This window comes from Rathayibacter sp. AC182, from assembly GCF_979253875.1.
In genome coordinates, this window is the sequence record NZ_CEEDEK010000005.1 from 1 (window position 1) to 16,441 (window position 16,441).

The window sequence follows — 16,441 nt, forward strand, 5'->3', positions numbered from 1 at the left end:
TACTTCGTTCAGTTACAGATAGGTGTTTAACCGTTTTCGCATTTATCGTGAAACGCTTTCGCGTTTTTCGTGCGCCGCTTCAGCCGGCGTCCGTCGCGCGCCGCGTCGACGGCCGCCTACACTGGCGGGATGCAGCCGAAGAACGCGCCCTCCGGGTGATCTCCTACAACCTCCGGGAGCACCGAGCGTCGAGATCGCTCCTCTCGCCGCCTCACGACGTCGACGTCCTCTGCCTCCAGGAGTGCGACACGACGAAGCTCCCCGGGGAGCTACGAAAAGGGGGGGGGGGGGGGGCGACCTGCAGCTCGCGTCCGTCACCGCGCGCAACCCTTACCTGGGCCTCGCGATCTACTACTCCCATGCCCGCTTCGAACTCGTCGGCAGCGCCGCCTTCGAGCTCAGCAAGTCGATGCACGACCGCGTGATGTTCCCCGCTCTACGAGCGCCTGCTGAGCGTCCGCCTCCTCGACGAGGAGGGCGGTGCGATCGCCGTCTCGTCGTTCAACGGCCCCGCTCGGCGAGGCGCTGCGCCGCAAGCAGATCGACGAGGCCCTCAACCCGTCTCGGAGTACGCGCCGGACACCCCGTCGCTCATGGTGGGCGACTACAACTGCCCGTGGTTCTTCCGCGGGCTCGACCCTGAATTGACCCGGAACGGTTACCTCGTGTCGCGGAGCAGCTCCCCACCTACGCGCGCTACCGCTACTTCAGCGGGCACTTCGACTTCGCGATCAGCGACTCCGTGCGCATCGAGCGCGTGTCGGCCTTCCAGGGTCTGTCCGACCACCTGCCCGTCCTGGTGGACGCCTACGGGAACAGCGCGGCCTAGGTCCGCTCGGGCCCGAGGTCCTTCGGGCCCGGCACTGCTCCGGTCTCGGAGTGCTCACCTCCCGCACGGCCGCCGCTCGCTAGGCTCGGGGGTGACGACCCTGATCCTGGCCCGGCACGAAGACCGTCTGGCACTCCGAGAACCGCTACGCGGGCTCCTCCGACATCGCTCTGACACCCGACGGACAGGACCAGGCGGCGACGCTGGCCTCCTGGGCCGTCGACGCGGACCTCGGGCGGTGTACTCCTCGACCCTCGTCCGCGCAGTGCGCACCGCCGTTCCGGCCGCGCGAGCGGCGCACCTCGGGTGCGCTCGATCCCGCGCTCGTCGAGGTCGACTTCGGCCAGGGCGAGGGCTGACCACCGCCGAGATGGAGAAGCGCTTCCCCGACGCCTACCGCATGGGTCGCCGCCCCGCGTCCGGCCCCTGCCCGGCAGGAGTCGGGCCTGGACGCGGTCGCCCGCGCGAACGTCGCTCGCCCGGATCCACCACGACCCACCGGACGGCCGGGTGCTCGTCTCGCGCACGGCACCCTCATCCGCCTGCTGCTCTGCGCGTACCTCGGCATCTTCGAGACGTACCGCCACACCTTCCCCGTCGTCGGCAACGTGTCGCTGACGACCCTGCGCTGGGACGAGACGGGCATCGGCCTGCTCGGCTACAGCGTCCCACCGGTGCAGAAGCAGCGGCGCTCGAGCTGAAGGCGCCGTCGACCCGGCCCCGCGCCGCGAGGCGGCGCGGAACGCAATCGGCCTCGTCCTGGGCGCGGTCGCGAGCGTGCGGCGCTGGGCGCGTCGTTCGCCGTCTCCTCTTCCCCGCCGCGGGCCCGGTCGGCACCGTGACGCTGCGGCTGATCTTCTCGGCGCTCGTGCTCCTCGTGGTGTGCCGTCCCCGGATCCCGCACCGCACCCCGAGGGGAAAAGCTTCACACCCGCGCCGACTGGGGCACCGTCGCCGTCTACGGCCTCGCCCTGGGCGGGATGAACGCCTGCTACTACGAGGCGATCGCGCGCATCCCGCAGAGCGCGGCCGTCACCCTCCAGGTGCTCGGGCCGCTGGCCCTCTCGGTGATCGCGGGGCGCAGCCTCTCCAGCCTGCTCTGGGCCGGCCTCGCCCTCGCCGGCGTCGTCACGCTGTCGCAGGGCGGCTTCGGCTCCCTCGACCCCGTCGGGGTCGCCTTCGCCCTCGGGGCCGCCGCGCTCTGGGCGACCTACATCGTCTTCGCCGAGCGCACGGGCGGGCGCTTCCCGCGCCTGGACGGTCTCGCCCTGGCCCTGGCCGCGGGCGCGATCGTCTCGCTGCCGTTCGGCATCACCACCGCCGGATCCGCCCTCGTCCTCCCGCCCGTGCTGCTGCTGGGCTTCGCGGTCGCCGTGCTCTCCTCCGCGATCCCCTACGCCCTCGAGCTGCTGGCGCTGCGGCGCTCCGCTCCTCGACATACTCGATCCTGATGTCGCTGGCACCGGGGGCAGCGGCGCTCTCGGGCTTCCTCGTGCTCGGTCAGCGCCTCTCCCCGATCGAGGCGGTCGGCATCCCGGCCCTCGTCGTCGCGGCGAGCGTGGGCGCCGTGCGCCGCCCGGCGGTGACCGACGCGGATCCGAGCGACCCCTGCCGTTCGGCCTGATGTTTCACGTTGGGCTAACTATGTGCCATTCGAGACCGCGATCCCCGCCCTCGCCGGAGAGCTCCGCGTCGCCGTCGCGCGTCTGGGCGTCGACTCCGCCGGGAGAAGGGCCGGCACGGGCTGAGCGACGCGCAGCTGGGCGTCCTCGCCCTGCTCGAGCGGGAGGGCCGCGCACGCTCGGCGAGCTGGCCGAGCTCGGCGCGTCCGCCCCGTCGATGTCGCGCACCGTCGCGTGCCTCGTCGACGACGGTCTGGCCGAGCGGCTCGGCGATCCGGCCGACGAGGAGCGGATCACCCGTCTGCGTCCGACTTCGAGGCGGGCGCCGCTGCCGAGTTGCACGAGGTCCGCCGCAGCCGTGACGCCTGGCTGGTCGCCCGGCTCGGGCTCTCCCCCGCCCAGCAGGCGCTGCTGCACGACGCCGCCGCACTCCTGCGCGAGGTGGCCGAGCTGATGAGCGCCATGTTCCGCTCGATGGCCGTGCCGAACTACCGCATCTGGTTCGCCGGAGCGACGGTCTCGAGCATCGGCACCTGGATGCAGCGCACCGCCCAGGACTGGATCGTCATCAACGATCTGACCGACCACGACGCCACGCGCTCGGCATCACGATGGCACTGCAGTTCGGCCCGCAGCTGCTGGTGGTCCCCTTCTCGGGCTTCGCCGCCGACCGCTTCGACCGGCGGCGGCTGCTCATGGCCACCCAGGCCGCGATGGGCGCGCTCGGACTCGCGCTCGGCCTCCTCGTCGTCACCGGTGCGGTCCAGCTCTGGATGGTCTACCTCTTCGCCCTGCTGCTCGGCTTCGCCACCGCGGTCGACGCTCCGTGCGCCAGACCTTCGTGTCGGCGCTGGTCGAGAAGGACCTCTCGAACGCGGTCTCGCTCAACTCCGCCTCGTTCAACTCCGCGCGGATGATCGGCCCGGCCCTCGCGGGCGTGCTGATCTCGGCGATCGGGTCGGGCTGGGTCTTCCTCCTCAACGCCGCGAGCTTCCTCGCGGTGCTCTCGCTGCGCCTCCTGCCGCGACGAGCTCCACTCGGCGCCGCGCGCCTCCGCGGACCAGGTGCGCTGCTGGACGGGTTCCGCTACGTCTCGCGGCGGCCGGACATCATCGTCGTGCTGATCATCGTGTTCCTGATCGGCACCTTCGGCCTCAACTTCCCGATCTTCGCCTCGACCATGGCGACCGTCGAGTTCGACATGGGAGCGAGCGAGTTCGGCCTGTTCTCCTCCGCGATCGCGATCGGCTCCGTCGTCGGAGCCCTGCTCTCGGCCGCCGCGACCGCCCCGCCTGCGCCTGACCGTCGCGGCCGCCGCCGCGTTCGGCGTGGCCCTCGCCCTGTCGGGACTGATGCCGACGGCGTGGTCCTTCGCGGTCGTCCTGCCCCTGGTGGGCGTCGCGGCGCAGACGCCGATGACCTCGGCCAACGGCTTCGTGCAGCTCTCCACCGCGCCCGAGATGCGCGGCCAGGTGATGGCGCTCTACATGGCGATCTTCGTCGGAGGGACGCCGATCAGCACGCGCCGCTGATCGGCGCCGTGGCGAACGGCCTCGGCCCGCGCTGGGCAGTCGCGGTGGGGGCCGCGTCGGGCCTCGCCGCCGCCGCCGTCGCTGGGCTTCCACCTCCGGATGCGCCGCGCCGGGCTGGCCTCGGCTCGCGAGAACGCGCTGGGCTCGCAGGATCGGGCGGATCCCGCGAGCCGAGCCCAGTCCGACGAAGGCGGGTCGCTTCGCGCTCCCGCGCTCAGGCCTCGCGCGTGATCTCGACCCGGACGAACAGCTTCGACGAGTGCGGCCCGGCGTAGACGCCCACCAGACGATGTCGTTGTAGTCGCGGCCTCGGCCGACGATCACGTGCCGGTCGCCGATGTCGATCAGGTTCGTGGGATCGTAGCCACGCCACGCGCCTCCGCAGAACCACTCGACCCAGGCGTGGGACTCGCCGGTCACCGTCTCGCCGATCTCGGCGTGCGGCAGGTACTGCAGGTAGCGAGACGTACCGGGCCGGGATGCCGACGGGCGCGGCGCTACCGGACGATCTGGGTGATGTCCTGGCAGACGCCCTTGCGCGCCGTCCACGACTCCGTCGCCGTCGAGTGCACGCCGGTCACGCCCTGCTTGTAGGTCATCTCGCAGCCGATGCGCTCGGCGATCGCGAGCGCGGCCTCCGCGGGGCCCCGCCGCGCCTCGTCGGCGAGCGAGCGCGCCAGGTCGACCAGGTCCTGGGGAGGCGCGGTGCGGGTGGTCTGCTTCGACTGCTCCACGTACTCGGTGAGCGTCTCGACCTGCTCGGCGAGCTGCTCCCAGCCGTAGGGGTGCTCCGGATGCGCCTTCGGGCGCACCTCGACCAGGGACGTCGCCGTGAGCGAGAGCTCCTGGTGCGCGTCGAGCACGTCGAACGAGGACACCCGGGTGCCCCAGTAGTCGGTGTAGGTGTGCACCGAGGTGACCGGTCGGATGTCGAGGTTCGAGAACAGCACGAGCTGCCCGTCGAGGACGCCGGCGGCATCCTCGCCCTCGTTGTACGACGCCACGACGTCGCCCCGGTAGGTGAAACCTGTGGTGTGCGTGATGCGCAGCCGCTGCGCCTCCCCGATCCAGCTCGGCATGACGTTGGTGGGGGTAGCGCTGCGGATCGCCTCGGACGCGGCCGAGGGTCGCGTCCTGCACCCCGTCCATGTGCCGCGGGAGGTCCTCGAGGATCTCGGCGATCGGCCGGTACTCCAGCTCGCTCCGGATCTGGCCCAGCGCGCTGGGCGTCGCCGGTGTGCCCGATCCGGCCGGTGCGCGGCTCGATGTCGCGCATGCACATCTCGGCGCGCGGATCGAAGAGGATCGAGCGCGGGAAGGGCGGTCGAGCAGGAGGAACTCCGCCGCGTTCCGCGCGCTCGGCACGCCTCGGTAGGTGCGGAGGTACCTCCGTACGCCCCGCACGAGCGGAGGATCGTGGTCGACGAGGCCGCTCGCCTCGGTCAGCGACCGGGTCGCGAGCAGTCGCGCCGTCATGTCGGCGCGCTCGATCAGGCGCGGCCGAGCGTGAAGAACTGCCAGGCCTCGTCGCGGGACGTCGCCGACTCGATGATGCCCACGGCCAGCGCCCGAGCGCTCGCGGACCCAGCTGAAGAACTCCGAGGCGCTCGCCCGAGACGCGGCGCGGCATCCGGGTGCGGGTGGTGTTGAGGCACTCCCAGAGCTCGGTCGAGACGATCTCGCGGGCGCGGCGCGCGTTCTCACGGGCGGCGCCGAGCGAGTAGGCGATGGAGGCGGGATTCGTGCGGTCGATCGCGAGGATCGTGAGCACGTCGGCGCAGGGTAGATCTCGCCCATGTCGTCGGGCGGGGTCGAGCCCATCACCGACAGCGAGCGGCACGCGGTGTCCTCGTCGATCCATGGGTCCTCCAGCAGGAGCTGGAGGTGGACGTCGAGGATGCGCGCAGTGCCGTCCGAGCGCTCGATGTAGCGGCCGATCAGAAGAGGGACTCTGCGATCCGGGAGAGCATCAGTCCTCCTCTCCCGCGTCGCGACCCTGCTGCTGCTCCTGGTCGGTGTTCGGGGCGTCGTGCGGCGAGTGGTCGGGGGTGGTTCAGCGGGTACACGATCGGGATCGAGCTGGTGACCGCGGCCTGCTCGGCGACGAGGCCCTGGATGTCGTGCGCGTCGAACCGCGGTCGCGCTGCGACTCCAGGCCCACCACCCAGGTGTCCGCTGATCCGCCGCCCTGCGACGAGTTCACGACGAGCTGGCCCTCGGGCAGCGCCACCCGGGTCAGGCCGCCGGGCAGCACCAGACGTCGTTCCCGTCGTTGACGGCGAACGGCCGAATCGGCGTGGCGCGGGCGCATGCCGTCGTCGACGAGGGTCAGGATGGTCGACAGCTGCACCACAGGCTGCGCGATCCAGCCGCGCGGATCGGCCTGCAGGCGAGCGCAGCTCGGCGAGCTCCTTCGCGGAGGCGTCGGGGCACGGGCCTTGCCGCCGGAGCCGTCGACCGGTTTCACGACGAGCTCGTCGAGCCGGTCGAGGACCTCCTCGAGCACCGGATCCTCCAGTACCAGGTGTCGACGTTCTTGATCACCGCGTCCTCGCCCAGGTAGTAGCGGATGAGGTCGGGCATGTAGGTGTAGACGAAGCTTGTCGTCCGCGACTCCGTTGCCCACGGCGTTCGCGATGGTCACGGTGCCCAGGCGGGCGGCGAGCATGAGCCCCGGCGAGCCGAGCATCGAGGCCGGCGCGGAATTGCAGCGGATCGAGGAACTCGTCGTCGACGCGGCGGTAGATCACGTCGACGCGGTCGGGCCCGAGGTGGTGCGCATGAACACCTTGCCGCCGGTGCCGAAGAGGTCGCGGCCTTCGACCAGCTCGACGCCCATCAGGCGCGCAGGCATGCTCGTGTGCTCGAAGTAGGCGGAGTTGTAGACGCCGGGGTTAGGACGACCACGGTCGGGTCGTCGACGCCCTCGGCGCCGACCTTGCCTGGGGCCTGCAGCAGCTTGTTGGGGTAGTCGCCGACCGGGCGGACCCGCATCGAGACGAACAGCTCGGGCAGGGTCACCGCCATGACGCGGCGGTTCGAGATCACGTACGAGACGCCGGAGGGGACGCGGACGTTGTCCTCGGAGCAGCGCCACGCGCGACCTCGTCGCGGATGAGGTCGATCCCCGAGACCTGGATCCGCACGCCGTTCGCCGAGACGATGCCGGCGGCCTGCCGGTGGAAGTGGCTGGAGCTCGGGATGAGCCCGGCGGGATCACGCCGTCCTTGACCGCGTTCTGCGGCCCATACACAGCGGCGAGGAACGCCTCGGGAGCGCGGACGCGCTGCCCGGTCCGCTCTGCACCTCGTTCCTCGGCGCGCTCGATCACGCGCGGCACTGCATCGAGCGGGAACGGCCGCTCCTCGCCGGCGAAGTCGAACGTGACGCCCTGCGCGAGGTAGGAGGCGAGCGCGTCGGTGCGGCCGCGCAGCTCCTCCTGAGTCATGCGGGCGAGCGAGGTAGATGTCGCGGTACGCCGAACGGACCCCGTCGGGGCCCTTCGTCGCGGCGACATCAGCGGGCATCTCGTCCCGGGGAGGGGCGCGGCACGGCGGCGCTCGACCTTCTGGGACCCGTAGCCGTCGAGTCCGCCCATGGCACGACTCTAGTCCGGGGCGTATTGCGGGGATGTTTCGCCGGATCGGGCGGCCCCGGCGGGCCCTGCGGAACGCCGGTGTCCGCCTGTGGAGAGCGCCTGCGATACAGAACGTCAGCGGAGAAGGGGTCGGTCGGCGGCCGGGGAGCGACCCCCTCTCAGCTGACGTTGCGCCGACGACAGGTCGAGGCGGGCCGCTTCTTCGGCCTCCCCGAGGAGCGCGGGCACAGAGCCTGCCGGCAACCCTCCGGACGAACCACCTGCGGAACATCAGTGGAGAGAGGGGGATGTCGGCTGACAGCCGAGAGACCCCCGTCTCCGCTGACGTTGCGCAGTAGCGGCGTCCCGCCGAAAGTGCCTCGGAGCCCGCGCCGCCGGCGCTGAGGAGCGGTCCAGAGATGCTCCTGGCGGTGGATCAGGGACAGGAGCGCCTCTTCCGTCGCGGCCAGTCCTCCATGATCTGGTGGTTGTCGAGGCGGATGCCCGAGGTACTCCTGCCGCGCCAGCTCGGATCGGCGCTGCGATCCTCGCGGAACTGCTCGAAGACTCCCGTGGTAGCGGTAGCCGTCGCTCTCGAGGACGAGCCGCTCGCCGACGATCTCGTCGACGAAGCCGACCCGGGGACGGGCGCCTGCGTGCGCACCTGCACCCGCCGGCGACGCAGGCTCAGGCGCGTCTTTGTCTCGAATCCGGACTGGCTGCTGCCATCGACCCTCTCGGGGAGCGCGCTTGCCCAGCGGCGCGAGCTGCCGGAGCGTGCCGAGCTCCTCGACGGTCAGCGAACCGCTGTTCAACGCGGAGTCGATCGTGACGATCGCGTCGTCGTCACGGACGCAGGTCACCGATTGCAGGACCGCCGCGCCGACGCCGCCGTCCTGCGACAGGGACCGCCGCCCCTGCCCGGGCCACTGCCGCCAGTGGCCGACCTCGCCTCGCCGCAGCTCGTGCACCGAGGACGCGCCGAGAGCGACGTGCAAAACGAGCCGCTCGACGGTCCCTGGCCGAGGTGCCGCAGCAGGGAGACGCACGTGGGGCGCCGCCCGCCCCGCACCGCCGCGAGCTCGATCGGCGGCACGTCCGAGGGCGTACACGCCCCGGCGCACGCACGAGGACACCGTCGTCGAGGAGGCGCGCTGCACGGCGGTCCGCAGGATCGCCGAAGCCGCGATGCCCCGCGTGGTCGCGAAGCCGCCGCTGGATCGAAGGAGGAGACGAGTCCGTGCGTCCCCGGGATCGTGCCGGAGATCGTGCCGCGCCGATCCGGGGAGAACTGCTCTATGTGGACAGATCGGCGCCGACGCGCCGTCCGGGGAGGACGTGCACGACTCCTCACCGCCCGGGCGCGACCCGGGCTCGCACGGAGGCGCCGGAGGTCGGTGCGCTGTACCGGGCTGCCGCACCCGCCGAGGCGTGACTCCCGACCGTCAGCAGGCCTCCGGTACCGCACCCGGGGCCGTCCGCCGCCCGCAGCGGACGTGGTCGCCGGCAGACGCCTCGCCTCGACCCGACCGGCCGACGATGACCGAGGCGGGTCCGAGCACGAGACCCGCCGTCCGCAGACGAGGAGCATCCCCATGACAGAGAACCCGACCCACGGCCGCATCCAGCGCCGCACCATCGTCGCAGGCGCGGCCTGGACGGTACCGGTCGTCGCCACGACGATCGGAGCGCCGCCTCGCGGCCGCGTCCCCCACGACCCCGCCGCCGGCCCGTCTGCCACGAGTTCCCGCCGGCGTCGACCTGGACGTGGCAGGTCCCCGCTCGGGCATCGTCTCGTTCCCGTTCTACTTCCGCGACGGCGAGCGCTTCGCCAGCTCCGCGGACGCGACTCCCGGGTTCGGCACGGCGACCATGGCGGTGCTCACCACCCTCGAGGTGGTGCAGGGCAAGCGCTACCACTTCGCGATGCCCGCCTTGCCAGCCCCGTCGGCTCGCGGTGGCAGTCGCTGAACGTCTACCTCAACGGCCAGCAGGTCTTCGCTGGCACGACGCGGCCGTTCCCGGGGATCGAGTACATCCCGCCCGCGGGCAACACCTACCACTACGAGTGGACGGCGAATGCGACCGGACCCGTGAAGGCGGTCTTCGAGTGGATGATGCCCGACACCGCCGGACTGAATCCGCCGACGAACCAGGACATCAACCGCGCGTCCGACCGTCACCTGCCTCTAGGAGGCGCGGAGCCGCCGACGGTCGTCCTCCGACCGTCGGCGGGGGCGCTAGACGGCGGAGCCGGTCACGCCGCCCGACGCGCCGCCGCCGCTACAGCACCCGTGCGGACCGGAATCCGGCGAGTCGCGCGGCCTCGCCCCGGGGGCAGCGGCGTCGCGGCGCTGACGAGTGCCCGCGCCCGCGCGAGACGGGCGTCGCAGGCCGCCGTGCAGGCTGGATCGCCCGTGGAAGATCCTCCGCAGGTGCGGTCCGACACAGCAGTTGCGCGAGCGAGCGCGGTGACCGAGAACGAAGGATCACCCGCGTTCAGGGCGATAGCGTCGAGCGCCCGGCGGTGCAGGAAGCGCTTCGCCCAGGACAGGCGCCCGAGGCCGGGGACCAGGTCACCTCGTCGAGAAGACCACTGAGGAGACTCGTGGTCGCGAGTCGGAAGGACGGAAACCGGTCGCGTCCGGGTCGAGCCCGGCGTTGAAGGCGGCGTTGACCGCGGCGAGGAGCACCGGGCGGAAGGACAGGGCCGCATCGGCGGTCACGGCCCCGGATCGCAGCGCGGCGACCGCAGCGGGTGACAGCCCCGAGCCGTCGGCCGCGAGCTCGAACTCGAAGCGCGCGATCCGATCGACCGCCGTCGCGCGAGCGGCCCTCCCCTCGGGCGACACCACGAGATCACCGGAGGTGATGGCGTGCGTCGCGCCTCCGAAACTCACGTCGGCATCCCCGTCCACGACCACGACGGCGAACAGCACGCGGGAGTCGGAGCCCGCTCGGACCTGCCGACGTGTGCCGAACCTGAGCGACACGGAAGCCCGCCGCGGCGACCTCGTCGGCGATCAGGTGGGACGGGCCCTGTCCGGTCATCGCCCGTTCGGCGAGCCGCGCGGAGGCGGCCCTCCCGGTGAGGACGTCCTCGCGGGGAGAGCGGTCAGGTGGGGGATTCACGAGAGGGCTCCTCAGGGCGTGGAGACCGCGGGCACGGTCGGAGAGTGTCCTCCAGACCTCAGACAGGTGTGGTGCATCCCGGTCCCGGGACCGGACGCGCGCGACGCCAGGCGGACACGGGCGCCGGCACCGCGCACAGCGACGTAGCGAACCGCGCTCGCCGACGACCTCGCAGCGGCGGGAGCACCCCGCGCTGAACGCGCGGCGGCCCGATCACGTCCTCGCGATGCCCCTCCCGACCGCATCAGAGCGCCCGCCGCATCGACGACGCGCTGCGAACCCCGCCAAAAGCGCGACGTCGGCCGAGCTGAGGCTCGATCGCCGCTCTCCCGCAGAGCACGGGCGATCTCGGCGCGCTCGGCGCGGATCTCGGCGGCAGGGCTCGATCCGTGCGCGGCGAACGCCTCCTGCGGCAGAGCAGGGCGAGATCACCCAGCTCGTCGCTCAGGACGGCGGTCGAGAACGCCCTCTCGGCCGCCCTCTCCGCGATCATCCTCCGAGCGCGATCGACGAGCACGTCCCGACGGTGGCGAGGCCTCCCCGCGCAGCCGCGTCCACTGCAGGCAGTCCGAGACGAGACTGCGCACCGCGAGCGACCGGAAACCCGGATCCTGCGGGCCAGCTCGAGTTGAACGCCGCGTTGAGCGTCGAGATCCAGGACCGTGGCGAGGGCCGCACGTCGGGGTCGAGCAGTCCCCCGTCGCTGCAGCCTCGGCGCACCGCCTCCGGCAGCTGATCGGCATCGAACTCGACCTCGAGGTGCGCGCCGAAGTTCGCCGCCGTGATCGTCACCTCGTCGATGCCGGCAGCACCGCGATCGACCCCGGTCCGGCACGGCCGACCAGGTCGGTGCCTCGATGATCACCGTCGACCTGGGCTTGTAGCCGCCCGGGGCCTCGCGGGCGCCTCCCGGAGGAGCGTCTCGTCTCCGGGTACCAGTACCGCGCGATCCGCAGGTCGGCGCCGGGCACCTCGTCGACCATGAACACGGGGCGCGCGGGTCCAGGGCGGTAGCCGGCGGGCGGAACCAGGCGATCGCCTCCTCCCCCGCGAGCGAGGCGGAGCGGCGGACCGCGGTGCGGGGCGGTGTCGTCACGAGGTCCTCGGCTCTCTGCGGACCGATCGGCGTGTTCCCACGACGCGCCCGCGGACCAATGGTGGGGAAGAACGGCAGGGCCGATCCGGACCGATTGCGCAGGATGCGCGGAACCGGCGCGCAGTCCACGCGAGTTGGATCCCACACCCGCGGGGCGCATCGTCGACACCATGACCGACATCCCGTTCACCGAGAAGTCAGGAACCGCATGACCGAGAACACACCCCGCGCTCCGTCCACCGCCGCGCCGTCGTCGCCGGCGCCGCCTGGGGCCATCCCCGTCGCATCGCCACCGCGATCGGCGCACCGCTCGCCGCCGCGTCCGGACGCGACTCCGCCCGCGTCGACACGAGCAACTTCGACGCGCTGCACATCGTCTGGGCGAACACCAACGTCGGCGCCGTCGGCGGCGGGCAGACCCCATCGTCGACGCCCTCGTGCGCACCGAGGGGCCCACCGCCGGCTCGACCTCCTCCGATCGCGGTCCGCATCCCGCCCAGTACCTCGACATCGGCTACGTCAATGCCGGCTTCCTCGTTCCGGGACACACCGGCGGCCGTGAACTGCGTCACGTCCTACATCGACGGCGGCTACGCGGTCTACCAGTTCTACCACCCGACCTCGCCGGTCCCGGCGGCAACAGCGACAACGTCTTCCGTTGGACGTGCCGCCTCGCAACGCCCGTGGCTGGTCGGCACCTCCTACACGGTCGACGTCACGTCGCTCGTCTCGCCCGGCGACCGGAACCCCGGCAACAACGTCTGGGTCGCGTCGCCGGCCGTGGCGTACGTGCAGCCGTAACCCGACTCCCGTCGCCCCGGAGCGCCGGCCGTGCCACCACCGGGTGTCGCGGCCGGCGCTCGTCGTGACCCCCGGCGGCGACGGTCACCTCGGCCGTCACGCCTCGCGCAGCGGCGCCGCAGAGCGTCCTCGGAGCCGAATCCCGGCACCCGCGCGATGTCGCGGAGAGGCGATCGACGGCCGGCGATCAGCTGCTCACGAGCCAGGACCGCCCTGGCACGCCGGATCTCCTGCAGCGGCGTCCGCCGTCCCTCCTGTGCGAACACGAAGGCCGGGTGCTGCCGCGTCACGCCGAGACGCTCCGCCAGCCGCGAGACGAGAGAGGGCAGGGTCGGAGGCGTCCCGCTCGATGACGGCGATCGCACGCTCGCCCAGCGTCGTCGTCCCGATCGCGTCCGGGAACAGCTCGTGCACGAGCGCTGTGCAGCAGCTCCCGATCGCGGCGGCGAAGTGCTCCAGTCCGGGCGAGCCGTCGGCGAGGCCCGCGTTCAAGCGGCGTTCGCCGAGTGGGGCGAGGCGGCCTTCGCCCACGCGCCGTCGCGGTCCTGGGCGCTCAGCAGCTGCGGGCGGAGGGCGAGGACCGGGAGTCGTGCCTCGATCTCGATCCGGGCGGTCGACTCGGAGGCGTCGAGGAGGGCGACGTCGGCGCCCTCGGTCGCGGCGAGACCTGGCCCGCTCCGGAGAAGGCCTCTGCGGCGAGCCGTCCCCCTCCTGCGCCTCGAGGGCGATCGAGCCGTCGAGCTGCACGATCACGAGCGCGCGACCGGGAGGAGGCCTTCAGCGTTCCGGACGCCGGCGTGTGGGAGATCCCGCGGCGACGCGGACCGGTCCGGCGTCGGCCTCGTCCCCCAGGACGATGGCGAGACGTCCCCCCCGTCGCCGGAGTCCGCGCACCGCGGCGAACCTCTCCGCCTCCGTCCCGCGTCTGCGATCACGGCGGCCCCCCTCACGACAAGGACGCACTCGAGCGGGCGGGATGCGGTCGACGTCTCCGAGCAGTGACACCAGTAAAGCCGAGGAGCCGCGCCCGGCCCGCGGCCGTGGAACGGAAGTCGGGCAGCAGAACGGAAGAAGGCGACCGCGACGGAGGCAGGAATCGAAGAATCGGCTCCGTCATCCACCTCTTCCAAGGAGCTCACGCATGTCCGACCACCTCACCGACTCGCCCACCGGCGGCATCCAGCGACGCACGATCGTCGCCGGCGCCTCCTGGACCATCCCGTCGTCGCCACCGCGATCGGCGCACCGCTGGCGGCCGCCTCCGGCGACGCGCTGAGCCTCGCCTTTTCGCAGCCGAGCTACTCCGGCGGCGGCTGCGGCTCCCTCAGCGGCGTCACCGTGACCGCGACGAGCGGGTTCTGGCGTCGCCGGACGGACGATCGCCGTCACCCTCCCCGCGGGGTTCACCTTCCCGGGCGGCGGCTCCGCGCACTCCGCGACGTCGGGCGACGACGGCAGCATCAGCTGCCGCCGATCACCCTCCCCGCCGCCGGCGGGAGCGGCACGCTCTCGGCCTCGTCCGGGACGACGACGGCCGCCGCCTCGATCAGCGCGACCGCGAACACCGCGGCCGCCTCGGTCCAGAACGCCCTCCAGCCCGACTCTCAGCGCGAACATCCCCGCCGGCTCCGACAACCTCGGCTTCCGGTACTTCCTCGCACCGAACGGCGACCTCTACTACTTCACCGGAGATCGCGTCGCCACCGGCGTCACCACCCTCGCGTCGCAGTACGTCGACGGCTACTCCGATCTCGTCACCTTCCAGACCGCGTCCGGCACCTACTCCGCTCAGAACGCCGGACCCGTCACCCTCAGCGGCAACACCTCCTCGACTCGACCGCCGTCGGATTCCGGTACTTCCTCGCCCCCGACGGCGACCTCTACTACTTCACCGGCGACCGGGTCGCGACGGGCGTCACCACCGCGGCCTCCCAGTTCGTCAACGGCTACTACGACCTCGTCACCTTCCAGACCGCGTCCGGGACCTATTCGGCTCAGGGCGCCGGCCCCGTCACCACGCTGAGCGGAACATCCCGCTGGGCTCGACGAACATCGACTTCCAGTACTTCCTCGCCCCGAACGGCGACCTCTACTACTTCACCGGGGATCGCGTCGCCACCGGCGTGACCACGCCGCCGCGCAGTACGTCGACGGCTACTACGACCTCGTCACCTTCCAGACCGCGTCCGGGACCTACTCGGCCCAGGGCGCCGGCCCCGTGACCACGCTGAGCGAGGAACATCCCGCGCGGGATCCGACAACGTCGGCTTCCGGTACTTCCTCGCGCCGAACTGGCGACCTCTACCACTTCACCGGCGACCGCGCGTGGCGACGGGGTCGCGACCGCGGCGGCGCAGTACGTGCACGGCTACTCCGATCTCGCCACGTTCACCTACCTGACGGCCTGCTGAGCCGACGGGGGCGAGGCGATGCACCACCCGCCCCGAGCGCCGAGGATCAGGAGCACGGTCGATCCGTCGCGAACTGGTCCCCGCGCATGATCGGAGGAGCGGTTCGCGACCTCGCCGAGCCGTTCGACGGATCGCGCATCGCGGCGGCGGCCGATCGCGCCGTCGGGGCTACTCCGCCCGCCTCGTCGCTGTATCGTCCTGTACATGCAAACGCATGGATCTGGCGCCACACCGGCGCCGGCGACGAAGGGGCGCACCTCATGCAGTTCGGAATCTTCTCGGTCAGCGACATCACGACCGACCCCCACCGCAGGAGCGACGCCGACCGGGTCCGGGAAGATCGCGGCCGCGGTCACGATCGCCAGAAAGGCGGAGGAGGTCGGGCTCGACGTCTACGCGCTCGGCGAGCACCACAACCCGCCGTTCTGGTCCTCCTCGCCCACCACCACGCTCGCGTTCATCGCCGCGCAGACCGAGCGCCTGCTGCTCTCGACCGCGACCACGCTCATCACCGCGAACGACCCGGTGAAGAGTCGCCGAGGACTTCGCGATGCTGCAGCACCTCTCGAGGCGGACGCGTCGACCACTCATGCTCGACGGCTAACCGCCGGCCCCGGTCCGCCCCTGGTTCGGCAAGGACATCCGCCAGGGCATCGAGCTCACGATCCCGGAGAACTACGACCTCCACCGCCTGCTCGGCGCGAGGGACTTCGTCGACTGGCAGGGGCAGTTCACTTGCACGCCGCCGCCGGAGCCAACCGTCGCCCCGCCCGCTCGGCGTATCGCTCCGTTCATCTGGCACGGCTCCATCCGCTCGCCGCAGATCGCCGAGCAGGCCGCCTACTACGGCGACGGCTTCTTCTCGAACCACATCTTCTGGCCCGCCTCGCATACGCAGAAGATGGTGCAGCTCTACCGCCAGCGCTTCGAGCACTACGGTCACGGCTCCGCCCGACCGGAGCGATCGTCGGCCTGGGCGGTCAGACCCTACCATGGCCCGCAACTCCCAGGACGCGGTGAAGCAGTTCCGGCCTCTACTTCGACGACAACGCGCCGGTCTACGGGCACGGAGCCCTCGCTCGAGGACTACCACGGAGCAGACGCCGCTCACCGTCGGCTTCTCCGCAGGAGGTCATCGACCGCACACTCGGCTTCCGCGACTACGTCGGCGACTACCAGCGCCAGCTCTTCCTGATGGACCACGCGGGCCTGCCGCTGGCCACCGTCCTCGAGCAGCTCGAGCTGCTCGGCGAGGATCCTGCCCGTGCTGCGGCACGAGTTCGACTCCGCCGCCGCGCCACGTCCCCGAGGCGCCCACCCGCGCCTCGCGCGTCGCCGCCCGCGACGCGCAGCCCGTCGCCGTCGGCGCCTGAACGCCGGGACAAGGAGAACCACCATGGACACCCCGCAGGATCGTCCTCTCGGCGGCCTCGGCCGCAGC

18 protein-coding genes and 5 pseudogenes are annotated in these 16,441 nt (G+C 71.9%); 11 read left to right on the top strand and 12 right to left on the bottom strand.

Annotated elements, in window-relative coordinates; translation table 11 throughout:
• Positions 1-409: 409 nt before the first annotated feature.
• The 4 genes and pseudogenes from AC0CII_RS09840 to AC0CII_RS09855 all read left to right on the top strand — a co-directional run bounded on the left by AC0CII_RS09840 (position 410) and on the right by AC0CII_RS09855 (position 2,453).
• On the top strand, positions 410-643 hold the full coding sequence (locus AC0CII_RS09840; RefSeq protein ID WP_465229308.1) for a hypothetical protein: 234 nt from the start codon (positions 410-412) through the stop codon (positions 641-643).
• Between the two features lie 356 nt (positions 644-999).
• A pseudogene (locus AC0CII_RS09845) lies at positions 1,000-1,425 on the top strand (histidine phosphatase family protein); the annotation flags it as partial.
• Between the two features lie 384 nt (positions 1,426-1,809).
• Positions 1,810-2,280 carry an EamA family transporter gene (locus AC0CII_RS09850; RefSeq protein WP_465229309.1) on the top strand — a complete coding sequence of 157 codons (471 nt, stop codon included), beginning with the start codon at positions 1,810-1,812 and terminating at the stop codon, positions 2,278-2,280.
• Positions 2,280-2,453 carry a hypothetical protein gene (locus AC0CII_RS09855; RefSeq protein WP_465229310.1) on the top strand — a complete coding sequence of 58 codons (174 nt, stop codon included), beginning with the start codon at positions 2,280-2,282 and terminating at the stop codon, positions 2,451-2,453. Before AC0CII_RS09850 ends, AC0CII_RS09855 begins: the two co-directional genes overlap by 1 nt.
• Positions 2,454-2,457: 4 nt before the next feature.
• Here the strand turns inward: AC0CII_RS09855 and AC0CII_RS09860 are convergent, their stop codons facing one another.
• Positions 2,458-3,039: a hypothetical protein gene (locus AC0CII_RS09860; RefSeq protein WP_465231084.1), complete on the bottom strand. Its 582-nt coding sequence runs from the start codon at positions 3,037-3,039 to the stop codon at positions 2,458-2,460.
• Between AC0CII_RS09860 and AC0CII_RS09865 the strand changes: the two are divergent.
• Positions 2,926-4,258 (top strand): annotated as a pseudogene (locus AC0CII_RS09865) (MFS transporter). The gene AC0CII_RS09860 and the pseudogene AC0CII_RS09865 sit on opposite strands and share 114 nt — an antisense overlap.
• Positions 4,259-4,480: 222 nt before the next feature.
• Here the strand turns inward: AC0CII_RS09865 and AC0CII_RS09870 are convergent.
• The 6 genes and pseudogenes from AC0CII_RS09870 to AC0CII_RS09895 form a co-directional block, all read right to left on the bottom strand.
• A complete protein-coding gene (locus AC0CII_RS09870; RefSeq protein WP_465229311.1) occupies positions 4,481-5,062 on the bottom strand; it encodes a transglutaminase N-terminal domain-containing protein in 582 nt (193 codons plus the stop codon).
• 411 nt (positions 5,063-5,473) lie between these two features.
• Positions 5,474-5,638: a hypothetical protein gene (locus AC0CII_RS09875; protein WP_465229312.1), complete on the bottom strand. Its 165-nt coding sequence runs from the start codon at positions 5,636-5,638 to the stop codon at positions 5,474-5,476.
• A gap of 26 nt (positions 5,639-5,664) precedes the next feature.
• Positions 5,665-5,844 (bottom strand): annotated as a pseudogene (locus AC0CII_RS09880) (alpha-E domain-containing protein); the annotation flags it as partial.
• A 192-nt stretch (positions 5,845-6,036) separates the two neighbouring features.
• Entirely contained in the window at positions 6,037-6,672 is a 636-nt protein-coding gene (locus AC0CII_RS09885; RefSeq protein WP_465229313.1) for a circularly permuted type 2 ATP-grasp protein, read from the bottom strand.
• A 67-nt stretch (positions 6,673-6,739) separates the two neighbouring features.
• Positions 6,740-7,581, bottom strand: a pseudogene (locus AC0CII_RS09890) (circularly permuted type 2 ATP-grasp protein); the annotation flags it as partial.
• Between the two features lie 158 nt (positions 7,582-7,739).
• A complete protein-coding gene (locus AC0CII_RS09895; protein ID WP_465229314.1) occupies positions 7,740-8,558 on the bottom strand; it encodes a hypothetical protein in 819 nt (272 codons plus the stop codon).
• Between the two features lie 597 nt (positions 8,559-9,155).
• Between AC0CII_RS09895 and AC0CII_RS09900 the strand changes: the two genes are divergently transcribed.
• Positions 9,156-10,160 (top strand): hypothetical protein, encoded by a 1,005-nt coding sequence (locus AC0CII_RS09900; RefSeq protein WP_465229315.1) that lies wholly within the window; start codon positions 9,156-9,158, stop codon positions 10,158-10,160.
• Here AC0CII_RS09900 and AC0CII_RS09905 read toward each other — a convergent pair.
• The 4 genes from AC0CII_RS09905 to AC0CII_RS09920 form a co-directional block, all read right to left on the bottom strand.
• The gene (locus AC0CII_RS09905) at positions 10,137-10,499 is read right to left on the bottom strand and encodes a hypothetical protein (protein ID WP_465229316.1); all 363 of its coding nucleotides are present in this window, start codon (positions 10,497-10,499) and stop codon (positions 10,137-10,139) included. The two genes, AC0CII_RS09900 and AC0CII_RS09905, sit on opposite strands and share 24 nt — an antisense overlap.
• Positions 10,500-10,936: 437 nt before the next feature.
• A complete protein-coding gene (locus AC0CII_RS09910) occupies positions 10,937-11,185 on the bottom strand; it encodes a hypothetical protein (protein WP_465229317.1) in 249 nt (82 codons plus the stop codon).
• A complete protein-coding gene (locus AC0CII_RS09915; RefSeq protein WP_465229318.1) occupies positions 11,182-11,484 on the bottom strand; it encodes a hypothetical protein in 303 nt (100 codons plus the stop codon). The genes AC0CII_RS09910 and AC0CII_RS09915 overlap by 4 nt, the downstream gene beginning before the upstream one ends.
• A complete protein-coding gene (locus AC0CII_RS09920; protein ID WP_465229319.1) occupies positions 11,481-11,663 on the bottom strand; it encodes a hypothetical protein in 183 nt (60 codons plus the stop codon). The genes AC0CII_RS09915 and AC0CII_RS09920 overlap by 4 nt, the downstream gene beginning before the upstream one ends.
• A gap of 333 nt (positions 11,664-11,996) precedes the next feature.
• Between AC0CII_RS09920 and AC0CII_RS09925 the strand changes: the two genes are divergently transcribed.
• Positions 11,997-12,350, top strand: a complete 354-nt coding sequence (locus tag AC0CII_RS09925; protein ID WP_465229320.1) for a hypothetical protein — start codon at positions 11,997-11,999, stop codon at positions 12,348-12,350.
• Positions 12,347-12,589, top strand: a complete 243-nt coding sequence (locus AC0CII_RS09930; protein ID WP_465229321.1) for a hypothetical protein — start codon at positions 12,347-12,349, stop codon at positions 12,587-12,589. Before AC0CII_RS09925 ends, AC0CII_RS09930 begins: the two co-directional genes overlap by 4 nt.
• 195 nt (positions 12,590-12,784) lie before the next feature.
• Here the strand turns inward: AC0CII_RS09930 and AC0CII_RS09935 are convergent, their stop codons facing one another.
• On the bottom strand, positions 12,785-13,342 hold the full coding sequence (locus AC0CII_RS09935; protein WP_465229322.1) for a hypothetical protein: 558 nt from the start codon (positions 13,340-13,342) through the stop codon (positions 12,785-12,787).
• 388 nt (positions 13,343-13,730) lie between these two features.
• Here AC0CII_RS09935 and AC0CII_RS09940 point away from each other — a divergent pair, with 388 nt between their 5' ends.
• The 3 genes and pseudogenes from AC0CII_RS09940 to AC0CII_RS09950 all read left to right on the top strand — a co-directional run bounded on the left by AC0CII_RS09940 (position 13,731) and on the right by AC0CII_RS09950 (position 16,373).
• Positions 13,731-13,865 carry a hypothetical protein gene (locus AC0CII_RS09940; RefSeq protein ID WP_465229323.1) on the top strand — a complete coding sequence of 45 codons (135 nt, stop codon included), beginning with the start codon at positions 13,731-13,733 and terminating at the stop codon, positions 13,863-13,865.
• A gap of 62 nt (positions 13,866-13,927) precedes the next feature.
• Positions 13,928-14,716, top strand: a complete 789-nt coding sequence (locus AC0CII_RS09945; protein WP_465229324.1) for a hypothetical protein — start codon at positions 13,928-13,930, stop codon at positions 14,714-14,716.
• A gap of 544 nt (positions 14,717-15,260) precedes the next feature.
• Positions 15,261-16,373, top strand: a pseudogene (locus AC0CII_RS09950) (CE1758 family FMN-dependent luciferase-like monooxygenase).
• Positions 16,374-16,441: the final 68 nt, after the last annotated feature.